Below are 10911 nucleotides of genomic sequence, written 5' to 3'. Positions count from 1 at the left end.
CTGAAGCCATGTGGACACTTCTGATCATCCTGCTCATCGTGTGGGCCGGCCTCGCCGTCTTCGGCTTCGTGGTCAAGGGCCTCCTCTGGCTCGCCGTCCTCGGCATCGTGCTGTTCCTGGCGACCCTCGTCATCGGCATGCTCCGCCGCACCGCGGCGACCAAGGAGTAGATCGTCGACCGGAGCAGACCTCCCGCCGCGCGCTCCCGCGCCACTACGCTGTGAGCATGTTGTACGAGCACCTCGGGGCTCGGCCCCGGATCCACGACACCGCCGTCATCGCTCCCACCGCCGTCGTCTCCGGCGACGTCGAGATCGGAGCGGGCTGCCAGGTGCTGCACGGCGCCGTGATCACGGCCGAGGGCGGGCCGATCACGCTCGGCGCGCACGTGATCGTGATGGAGAACGCCCTCGTGCGGGCGACCGCCGCGAACGCCGTGCGCATCGGTGATCACACCCTCGTCGGTACGCTGGCGAGCATCGCCGGCGCGACGGTGGGCGAGGAGGTGTTCCTCGCCTCGGGTGCGCGGATCTTCAACGGCGCGATCGTGGGTGCGCGCAGCGAGGTGCGCGTCAACGCGATCGTCCAGAGGCGTGCGCGCGTTCCCGAGGGCACGGTCGTGCCGATCGGCTGGGTGGCCGTGGGCGATCCGCTCCAGCTGTTCTCGCCGGATCGGGATGCCGAGATCGCCGCGGCGCAGCCCGATCTCGACTTCCCGGGGCACGTGTTCGGCGTCGACCGCGACACCCCGGATCTGATGGTGCAGCTCACCGAGCGCTACGGCTCTTCGCTGGCGCGTCACGCTGACGACCTCCCGCTCGGCGACCACCGTGGCTGAGGCCGGCGCGGGACTCGTCCGGCCGGACGTCGACGAGGGAGACGCCGCCCGGATCGCCCGCGATCTCTACGGAGCCGACGTCGTCGCACGCGAGCTCGGCAGCAACCAGGACCGCAACTTCCTGCTCACGGAGGTCGACGGCTCGCGCAGCGTCCTCCGTATCGACAACCCGGTGTTCGGCGACGAGGCGCGCGACGCCCAGCACGCGGCCCTCGATGCCTACCGGGCAGCGGGCGTGGCCGTGCCCGCCGTGCTTCCGGGACTCGACGGTGCGCTGACCCAGCGCTGGCGCGGATTCGCCGTGCGCCGCAGCGAGTTCGCCGTCGGGGAGGAGCTCGTCGACGCCGGTTATCTCGCGCCGGTCGTGCACGCCGAGTTCGGAGCGCTCGCGGCGGCATCGGTGAACGCGCTCGCGCCCCTCCGGCATCCGGGACTCGATCGCCCGCACATGTGGGACATGCGCGTGGCCTTCGACGAGACGGCGAAGCTCGCAGGCTCGATCACCGACGACGCGCTGCGCGGGCGCGTGCTCGCGGCGTCCGAGGAAGCTCGGAAGGCGCTCGCGGCGGTCGAGAGCGATCTGCCCGTCCAACCGATCCACGGCGATCTCACGGACGACAACGTCATGGGGCGGCGAGGGGCCGACTCCCGCCTGCACCCGCACACCGTGCTCGACCTCGGCGACCTGGCTCTCGGGTGGCGTGTGGCCGAGCTCGCGGTGTGCGTGTCGTCGATGCTGCACCACGAACCGGATCGCCCGCTGCGGGTGCTCGACACGGTCGCCGCCTTCCACGCCGATGCGCCGTTGAGCGACGCGGAGGCCCGCGCGGTATGGCCTCTCGTGGTGCTGCGCGCCGCGCTCCTCGTCGCCAGCGGGTGGCGGCAGCTCGAGATCGACGGTGACAACGACTACGCCCGCGAGCGGATCGCGGGGGAGCGGGCGATCTTCGACGCGGCGACCCTCCTGCCGCTCGCGGAGGTCTGCGAGCAGGTGCTCGCACGAGTCGGGGTCGAGGCTCCGCAGTTCTCCGGTCGGGTCGAGGGGGCGCCGCTCACCGCTGTGCTGCCCGACTTCACCGGCACCGTCGAGGCGGTCGATCCGGGCGTCGAGTCCGACGCTCTCGACGCCGGACGCTGGCAGCGAGCGGATGCCGAGGCGGCCCTGGTCGCGTCGGCCCTGGCGGGGGGAGCCGGAGCGGCGCTGCTGCCCTACGGGGTGTTCCGGCTGACGCGCACGCGCGTGGACGTCGCGGATGCCGCCCCCACCTGGCCCGTGCACACCGAGATCCATCTCGGCGCCGGCCCTCGCCTCCGCGTGACGAGTCCCGTCGACGGAGCGCTGCGGGCGAGCCGCGAAGAGCCGCGCATCGTGATCGGGGACGGCTGGATCCTCGATCTGCGCGGGGTCGAGATCGACGACCGGGCGGCGCTGCACGTGTCGGCGGGTGACATGGTGGGGTGGCTCCCGGCGTCCGACACGGATCGCGTGCTCACCCTCGGCCTCCGACGGTCGGATGCCCCCGAACGACCTCCGCGCACTCCCGGCGCCGCCCTGGTCGAGCCCGAGCGGGTGCCGGCCTGGCGCCGTCTCACGGCCGATCCCGCGCCGTTGCTGGGTGTGCCGTCGCGCGCGCAGCACGACGAGTCCGCCGACGAGCTCGCACGCCGGGAGCGGATCTTCGCCGCCGCCCAGGAGCGGTACTACGCGCACCCGCCGCAGATCGAGCGCGGCTGGCGACACCACCTGGTCGATACGACGGGCCGCGCCTACATCGACATGGTCAACAACGTCGCCGGCCTCGGGCACGGACACCCGAGGGTCGCCGATGCGGCGGCCCGCCAGCTGCGCACACTCGGCACCAACTCGCGGTTCCTGTTCCGCGACCTCGCGGAGTACAGCGAGCGACTTCTCGCGCTGATGCCGCAGGGGAGCGGCCTCGACACGGTGCTGCTCGTCAACAGCGGCTCGGAGGCGGTCGACCTCGCGATACGGCTCGCGCAGGCGGCGACCGGGCGGCGCACGGTCGTGGCGCTGCGCGAGGCGTATCACGGCTGGACGATGGCCAGCGATGCGGTGACCACGAGCGCCTACGACAACCCGTTCGCCCTCGAGACGCGACCCGACTGGGTACACGTCGCCGACGTGCCCAACCGGTACCGCGGCACGTATCGCGGCGACGACACCGCGGGACGCTATCTCGACGACCTCTCGGCCGATCTCGCGGCCCTCGATCGTGACGGCCGCGGTGCGGCCGCCTTCCTGTGCGAATCCGTGCTCGGCAACGCCGGGGGAGTGCTCCTGCCCGAGGGGTACCTCGCGGGCGCCTACGAACGCGTCCGGGCCGCGGGCGGTCTGTGCATCGCCGACGAGGTGCAGGTGGGCTTCGGCCGCCTGGGATCGACGTTCTGGGGTTTCGAGCGGGCGGGCGTCGCGCCCGACATCGTCACGATCGCCAAGCCCATGGGCAACGGCTTCCCGATCGGCGGAGTGATCACCTCGAAGCGCATCGCCGACGCCCTCGCCACGCAGGGGCAGTTCTTCTCCTCGGCCGGGGGCAGCACCCTGAGCTGCCGCGTCGGACTCGCCGTGCTCGACGCGATGGTCGAGGACGACCTCCAGCGCAACGCCGAGAACATCGGCGCGCGGCTGGCCGACGGGCTGCGGGCGCTCGGCGACGAGCATCCGATGGTGGCCGTCGTGCACGGAGCCGGGCTGTATCTGGGCGTCGAGCTCGTGCGCGATCGCGCGACGATGGAGCCCGCGGATGCCGAGGCCGCCGCGATCTGCGAACGGATGCGTGAACTCGGGGTCGTGGTGCTGACGACCTCGGAACGATCGAACGTGCTGAAGATCAAGCCGCCGCTGTGTCTGACGGCGCAGAGCGCCGACCATGTCGTCGCGATGCTGGGGCGGGTGCTGCGCGAGGGCTGGTGATCCGGTGAACTTCGAATCGCGCGCATTTTCGTCATGTTAAATGCGCATTTCGAATCGAAATTAGGGGTCGCGGTGAGGAATACCTGTGCTCCATACTGATCCTCAACCGCCGGACGACCCGAGTCCGGCCCCTGGCGCTGTTCCAACGAGGAGTACCCATGGCACTGAAGACGAAGCCGCTCGCCCAGGGCGGCGGAACGCTCAGACGGAATCTCGGCCTGTGGGCCATCGTCGGTCTGGGCCTCGGATACATGACTCCCACCGTGGTGTTCGACACGTTCGGCATGGTCGCGCGCGACACGAACAACGTGGTCCCCGCCGCGTATCTCGTCGCCCTCGTGGTCATGGTTTTCACGGCCATCAGCTACGGCAAGATCGCCGGCGCCATCCCGAGCGCGGGATCGGCGTACACCTACGTGCGCGAATCGATCCACCCGAATCTCGGATTCATGGTCGGGTGGACGTCGTTGATCGACTACGTGTTGCTGCCCATGGTCAACTGCCTCATCGTCAAGAGCTACCTCGAGGCGATGTTCCCCGACATCCCGGCGTGGATCTGGGTGGTGCTGTACTGCATCCTCGTCACCAGCATCATCTACATGACCATGCGCGGCACCTCGAACCTGAACGTGATCCTGCTGATCTTCTCGATCATCGTCATGGTCGTGTTCGTGGTGCTCGTGGTCGCGCAGCTGATGCGCGGCGACGGGGCGGCGACCATCCTCTCGGTCGGCGCGTTCCTGCACGACGACGTCACTTTCACCGCCGTGCTGACCGGTGCGACCATCGTCTGCTTCTCGTTCATCGGATTCGACGCGGTCACGATGTACGCCGAGGAGGCGACGGACCCGAAGGTCATGCCGAAGGCGATCCTGCTCACCGTCCTCATCGGCGGCGGCATCTTCCTCGTCTCCTCCTACGTGTCGCAGTTGCGGTTCCCGGACTGGAACGAATTCGCCCCCGGCGGCGACATGCAGTTCGTCGAGGACTCGACGCTCCCGATCATCGGCGACCTCGTCGGCGGCAACGTCTTCATGGCGGTGCTGACCGCCGCCGGTTTCTGCGCGACGCTCGCCTCGGGCCTCGCCTCGCACGCCTCGGTCTCGCGCATGCTGCTCGTGATGGGCCGCAACAACGTGCTGCCGCAGAAGGCCTTCGGCTACATCAACCCGCGCACCCACACGCCCACGTTCAACATCGTGCTCGTCGGGGCGATCTCGCTGCTCGCGATCCCCTTCACCCTCGAGCTCATCGCCGCGTGGATTAACTACGGTGCGCTGATCGCTTTCACCTTCGTGAACATCTCGGTGATCGCCTGGTTCGCGATCCGCAAGGGACGCCGTAAGACGCCGGCCGACATCTTCAACTTCATCGTGATGCCAACCATCGGCATGCTGCTCACCGGGTTGCTCTGGGTCAACCTGCACCAGGACGCCCTCATCGGCGGCCTCACCTGGACGGCGATCGGGTTCGTCTACCTGCTCGTGATCACGCGCGGCTTCCGCCGGAAGGTCGCGGCCTTCGACGAGAACCAGGCGGTGACCGGGTTCAACAAGGTCGTGAAGGTGCCGGTCGACGAGAGCTGACTGCGCCCGCGCGCACGAAGGGCCGTCTCCCGAGGATCGTGGGAGACGGCCCTTCCGCAGGGGTCAGATGACGCCCTGCGCGAGCATCGCCGCAGCGACGCGCTCGAAACCGGCGATGTTCGCGCCGGCCACGTAATCACCTTCGACGCCGTAGCGCGCGGCCGCGTCGAAGGACGCTCGGTGGATGTCGCCCATGATCTCGCGCAGCTTGTTCTCGCTGTCGCCGAAGGTCCAGCGCTGACGGGAGGCGTTCTGGCTCATCTCGAGGGCCGAGGTGGCCACGCCGCCGGCGTTCGCCGCCTTGCCGGGGGCGAAGAGCACACCCGCCTTCTGGAACGCCTCGACCGCTTCGGGAACGCACGGCATGTTCGCGCCCTCGGAGACCGCGCGGACGCCGTTCGCGATGAGGGCCTGAGCGTCGGCGAGGGAGACCTCGTTCTGCGTCGCGGAGGGCACGGCGATGTCGACCGGCACCTCCCAGACGCTGCCGCCCTCGACGAAGCGGGCGCTGGGGCGGCGGTTCGCGTACTCGACGATGCGGGCCCGTTCGACCTCCTTGATCTGGCGCAGCAGATCGACGTCGATCCCGGCGTCGTCGACCACGTAACCGGAGGAATCGGATGCCGTCACCGGTACGGCACCGAGCTGGGTGGCCTTCTGGATCGCGTAGATCGCCACGTTGCCCGAGCCCGAGATGCCGACGCGCTTGCCCTCGAAGGAGTCGCCCTTCACGGCGAGCATCTCCTGCGCGAAGAAGACGGCGCCGTAGCCGGTGGCCTCGGTGCGCACCTCGGCACCGCCCCAGCCCGTTCCCTTGCCGGTGAACATGCCCGACTCGTGACGGTTCGTGACCTTGCGGTACTGGCCGAAGAGGTAACCGATCTCGCGGCCGCCCACTCCGATGTCGCCCGCGGGCACGTCGGTGTGCTCGCCGAGGTGACGGTAGAGCTCGTTCATGAACGACTGGCAGAAGCGCATGACCTCGGCGTTCGAGCGGCCGTGCGGGTCGAAGTCCGAGCCGCCCTTGCCGCCGCCGATGCCCTGGCCGGTGAGTGCGTTCTTGAAGATCTGCTCGAAACCGAGGAACTTGATGATCGAGAGATTCACCGAGGGGTGGAAACGCAGTCCACCCTTGTACGGCCCGAGCACCGACGAGAACTGGATGCGGTACCCGCGGTTGACCTGCAGCTTGCCCGAGTCGTCGACCCACGGCACGCGGAAGAGGATCTGCCGCTCCGGTTCGACGAGACGCTCGAGGATGCCGCCGTCGACGTACTCCGGGTGCGCGGCGAGCACCGGTGCGATCGACTGCAGCACCTCGTGCACCGCCTGGTGGAACTCGGGTTCGTGCGGGCTGCGGGTGAGCACCGTGTCGAACACGGGCTGCACGGCGGTGTCGAGCGGGTGGAAGGCGGCAGGGGAGAGTGCGGTCACGCGAAAGGCTTTCTGGGGTGGGGGAGGGTGGTGCAGGCGATCGTGTCGCGTGAGGCTTCGCCGGATCAGGCGCGAGTTTTCACTCTATCGCGCGTCCTCCGCGCGCCCTCCCGCCCGGCACCGCCCCCACGAGACGCGCGGGTCACCCGGTGTTCTGCAGGCCCGCCGCGACGCCGCTCACTGACAGCAGCAGCAGTCGCTGCTGCTCGGCGTCGGCTCCGGAACCCGTCGCCTCGGCATCCGCCGGCGCGCGCAACGCACGCAGTGCGCGCAGCTGGAGCAGCGAGAGCGCGTCGACGTACGGGCTGCGCAGCTGCACCGCGCGCTGCAGCACGGGCTTGTTCTCGAGCAGTCCCTCTCCGCCGGTGAGGCGGATGACCCACTGGCGCGTGAGAGCGAGTTCGTCGAGCACGAGAGCGGCCAGGTCGTCGCGATCGCCGAGCGCGAGGTACTCGCGGGCGATGCGCTCGTCGGTCTTGGCGAGGCTCATCGCGACGTTGTCGATCATCGTGCGCAGCAGCGGCCACTCGCGGTAGGCCTCGGTGAGAAGCGCCTCGTCGCCGACGGCCTCGAGCGCGGTGCCGAGACCGAACCAGCCGGCGAGGTTGATGCGGGCCTGGGTCCAGGCGAACACCCACGGGATGGCGCGCAGGTCTTCGAGCGACTCCACCGACAGGCCGCGGCGCGCGGGGCGCGAACCCAGCGCGAGCAGACCGATCTCCTCCATCGGGGTCACGGTCGCGAACCAGGGTGCGAAGCCCTCGGCCTTCACGAGCGAGAAGAAGCGATCGCGCGAGGAGCGGTCCATCACCGCGGCCACCTCGGCGTACCGGGCGGCGGCACCGCTCGTGCGCTGCTCGACCGAGGGGGAGGAGGCGAGCAGAGTCGCCGCGGCCACCTGGTCGATGTGGCGCATCGCGATGGCCGGCTCGCCGTAGCGGGCGAAGATGACCTCGCCCTGCTCGGTGAGCTTGAAGCGGCCGTCGACCGAGTGCGGCGGCTGGGCGAGGATCGCCGAGTTCGCAGGTCCGCCGCCGCGCCCGAGGGCACCGCCGCGGCCGTGGAACAGCGTCAGCTCGATGTCGGAGTCCTGCGCCCACTGCGCGATCTTCTCCTGCGCCTCGTAGAGCGCGAGGTTCGCGGCGACCGGGCCGACGTCCTTCGACGAGTCGGAGTACCCGAGCATGACCTCGAGGCGGTTGCCCGTCTCGGCCATGCGCGCCCGGAACTCGGGGAAGGTCACGGCCTCGGCGAGGATGCCGGGGGCCGCCTGCAGGTCGGCGAAGGTCTCGAACAGCGGCACGACGTCGAGCACCGGGGCGTCGTCGCCGAGCGCGTGGCGGGCGAGACGGTGCACGTTCGCGAGGTCGGAGGCCGCCTGGGTGAACGAGACGACGTAGCGGCCGGCGGCGCGCAGACCGCGGTCCCGCTGGATCTCGGCGATCGCGCGGAAGACCTCGAGCACCTCCTCGGTCTGGGCGCTGATCGGCTCGTCCGACTCCAGCTCGGCGAGGGCCTTGGCGTGCACCTGGGAGTGCTGGCGCACCTCGAGCTCGGTGAGGTGGAAGCCGTAGGTCTCGACCTGCCAGATGAGGTGCTGCACCCCGCCGAAGGCGTGGCGGCGCGCGCCGGAGGCGACCAGCGAGGCCTGCACCGCGCGCAGATCGGCGAGCAGTTCCTCGGGCGTCGCATAGCGCTGAGCGCCATCGCCCCCGCGCGTCGCCGCGACCCGGTGCGCGAGCAGCAGCAGCACGCGCCGGTGCGGTTCGTCGGGGGAGCGGGTGGCCAGGGCTGCCGCGGCATCCGCATCGGCGCCGGCGAAGTCGTTCCACAGGGCGGTGACCTCGGCGCTGGGCGGCGTGGTCTCGGCATCGAGCGTGAGCGTGCGGCCGATGCGCTCGAGAGCGCGCTCGAGGCCGCGGAGCACGTGGTCCGAAGCGATCTGCGATGCCTCGCGGGTGACGGATGCCGTCACGAACGGGTTGCCGTCGCGGTCACCGCCGACCCACGACCCGATGCGCACGAACGCCGGGACGACCGGTGCGCTGGCGCCGGACTCCTCGCCGCGGAGGGCGTCGTCGATGCGACGGTAGACGTGGGGGACCGTGGTGAAGAGGGTCTCGTCGAAGACACCCATGACCGTGCGCACCTCGTCGGTCGGAGACGGCTTCTGCGAGCGCAGCGGCGCGGTGCGCCACAGGGTGTCGATCTCCTCGAGCATGCGGCGACGGGCGCGGTGCTGCTCGGCCCCGCCCGCGCTCGCCGCATCGTGCTGCGTCAGCAGATCGGAGAGACGGCGGATGCTCGACGAGACGGCGCGGCGGCGAGCCTCGGTCGGGTGGGCCGTGAAGACGGGGTGGAAGCGGAGACCCGCCAGGCGACGGCGCGCCTCCTCGTCGCCGACCTCGGTGCGCAGACGCGCGTATGCGGTCGCGACGGTGTCGGCGGCATCCTCGCGGCCGGGCTGACCCGCGCGTTCGCGCAGCACGCGCACGCGCTGGTGCTCCTCTGCGAGGTTCACGAGGTGGAAGTAGCAGGTGAAGGCGCGGGCGACCTCGTCGGCGCGGGCGATCGTGAACGACTCGGCGATCGCCGAGGCCCGCTCGAAGGCATCCGAGGTCGAGTCCTCGTACGCCTGGATGGTCGCCAGACGCAGCCGCTCGACGTCGTCGAACAGGTCGTCGCCGCCCGCCTCGCGCAGCACCTGTCCGAGGAGCCCACCCAGCATGCGCACGTCGGAGCGCATCGCGTCGGGTATGCCCTGGCCTGCCTCGAAGCGCCCGATGACGCGGATGGCTTCGGTGTTGGTGGGCTCGGTGAAGACGTGTTCGGGGGTCACCCGTCGAGCGTATCCCGGTCGACGGGGGTGCTCCGAACGCATGACGGCGTGCGACACCGGTGCGCCGCCTAGCATGAGGGGGATGCGCATCTCGGTGAACCCCCTTCGCGGGCAGCAGTTCCCGGCCGTCCTCCTGCTGGTGGCAGCGGGACTCGGCCTCCTTCTCGCGAATCTGCCGACGCACGATCCGATCGCCGCGGCGCTCGACGTGCATCTCGCGGTGCCGGGCACGAGTCTCGACCTCTCCCTCGCGCACTGGGTGTCGGACGGTCTGCTCGCCGTCTTCTTCTTCGTGGTGGCGATCGAGCTGCGGCACGAGCTCACCCATGGCGAGCTCGACTCGCCCCGCAAGGCCCTGCAGCCCGCCATCGCGGCGACGGGCGGAGTGCTCGTGCCGATCGCGATCTACCTGCTGATCGCGGGTGACGGAGCGACGGCATCCGGCTGGCCGATCCCCACGGCCACCGACATCGCGTTCGCGCTCGGAGTGCTGGCGATGTTCGGACGGGGCCTGCCGTCGACCGTGCGGGTGTTCCTGCTCGCCCTCGCGATCCTCGACGACATCATCGGCATCGTCTTCATCGCGGTGCTGTTCGCCCACGACGTGCAGTGGGTGCTGCTCGCCGCGGCGGGCGTCGCGGTCGCGGTCTTCTGGGTGCTGAGCAGGTGGCTCGGTGCGACCGGGCACGCGGGCATCGCCGTGCTCATGGTGCTGGTCGGCATCCTCTGTTGGGGCCTGGTCGCGGCCTCCGGCATCCACGCCACGATCGCCGGGGTGATGCTGGGCCTGGTGATGGCGCCGACCCCCGCCGGACGTTCTCGTCATGCGCTCGAGCCCACGGTCAACGGCGCGATCCTCCCGCTGTTCGCGTTCGTCGCCGCGTTCGTGGTGATCCCCGCCGTCTCCCCGACGCAGCTGTCCCCGGCATTCTGGGCGATCGTGGTCGCCCTGCCGGTCGGCAAACTCGTCGGCATCGGTCTGTTCGGCTGGCTCGCGATGCGCATCCGACCGCGCGGGACGGCGCCCGCGCTGGTGCTGCCCGACATCCTGGCCGCAGGCGCCCTCGGCGGCATCGGCTTCACGGTCTCGCTGTTGCTCGCGAACCTCGCGTTCGCGTCCGACGACGGCATCCGCGACCAGGCGATCCTCGGCGTCCTGGTGGGGTCCCTCCTTTCGCTCCTCTTCTCGGGGGTGGTCGTGTCGGCGCGAGCGCGGCACTATCGTCGGATCGCAGCGGCGTCGTCCTGACACCCGAGAGGCCGCACCGAGTGAAGGAGC

The 10911-nt window shown here is 70.4% G+C and carries 7 protein-coding genes; 5 read left to right on the top strand and 2 right to left on the bottom strand.

What is annotated here, in order from left to right; translation table 11 throughout:
• The first annotated feature begins 8 nt into the window (after nucleotides 1-8).
• From WFJ97_RS05495 to WFJ97_RS05480, 4 genes are all read left to right on the top strand, one after another.
• Nucleotides 9-170 carry a hypothetical protein gene (locus WFJ97_RS05495; protein ID WP_247623045.1) on the top strand — a complete coding sequence of 54 codons (162 nt, stop codon included), beginning with the start codon at nucleotides 9-11 and terminating at the stop codon, nucleotides 168-170.
• A 56-nt stretch (nucleotides 171-226) separates the two neighbouring features.
• Complete coding sequence (locus WFJ97_RS05490; protein WP_336640743.1) at nucleotides 227-838, top strand: gamma carbonic anhydrase family protein; 612 nt, start codon at nucleotides 227-229, stop codon at nucleotides 836-838.
• Nucleotides 831-3773, top strand: coding sequence for an aminotransferase (locus tag WFJ97_RS05485; RefSeq protein ID WP_336640742.1), 2943 nt, complete (start codon nucleotides 831-833; stop codon nucleotides 3771-3773). Before WFJ97_RS05490 ends, WFJ97_RS05485 begins: the two co-directional genes overlap by 8 nt.
• A gap of 158 nt (nucleotides 3774-3931) precedes the next feature.
• Nucleotides 3932-5359: an APC family permease gene (locus tag WFJ97_RS05480; RefSeq protein ID WP_336640741.1), complete on the top strand. Its 1428-nt coding sequence runs from the start codon at nucleotides 3932-3934 to the stop codon at nucleotides 5357-5359.
• A gap of 63 nt (nucleotides 5360-5422) precedes the next feature.
• Here WFJ97_RS05480 and gdhA read toward each other — a convergent pair whose 3' ends face one another.
• On the bottom strand, nucleotides 5423-6793 hold the full coding sequence (gene gdhA, locus WFJ97_RS05475) for an NADP-specific glutamate dehydrogenase (protein WP_336640740.1): 1371 nt from the start codon (nucleotides 6791-6793) through the stop codon (nucleotides 5423-5425).
• A 142-nt stretch (nucleotides 6794-6935) separates the two neighbouring features.
• Entirely contained in the window at nucleotides 6936-9632 is a 2697-nt protein-coding gene (locus tag WFJ97_RS05470; protein ID WP_336640739.1) for a phosphoenolpyruvate carboxylase, read from the bottom strand.
• A gap of 82 nt (nucleotides 9633-9714) precedes the next feature.
• Here WFJ97_RS05470 and WFJ97_RS05465 point away from each other — a divergent pair, with 82 nt between their 5' ends.
• Nucleotides 9715-10881 (top strand): Na+/H+ antiporter NhaA, encoded by a 1167-nt coding sequence (locus tag WFJ97_RS05465; RefSeq protein ID WP_336640738.1) that lies wholly within the window; start codon nucleotides 9715-9717, stop codon nucleotides 10879-10881.
• Nucleotides 10882-10911: the final 30 nt, after the last annotated feature.

Origin of the sequence: Microbacterium sp. USHLN272 (genome assembly GCF_037149655.1) — a bacterium.
In the GTDB taxonomy this organism is placed as follows: domain Bacteria; phylum Actinomycetota; class Actinomycetes; order Actinomycetales; family Microbacteriaceae; genus Microbacterium; species Microbacterium galbinum.
The sequence above is the reverse complement of the archived record's forward strand: the minus strand, read 5'-3'. Positions and strand labels throughout refer to the sequence as shown.

Coding starts and splice junctions, on each gene's coding strand:
- WFJ97_RS05465 (WP_336640738.1), top strand. CDS start 9,715: ATGCGCATCTCGGTGAACCCCCTTCGCGGGCAGCAGTTCCCGGCCGTC.
- WFJ97_RS05490 (WP_336640743.1), top strand. CDS start 227: ATGTTGTACGAGCACCTCGGGGCTCGGCCCCGGATCCACGACACCGCC.
- WFJ97_RS05495 (WP_247623045.1), top strand. CDS start 9: ATGTGGACACTTCTGATCATCCTGCTCATCGTGTGGGCCGGCCTCGCC.
- WFJ97_RS05480 (WP_336640741.1), top strand. CDS start 3,932: ATGGCACTGAAGACGAAGCCGCTCGCCCAGGGCGGCGGAACGCTCAGA.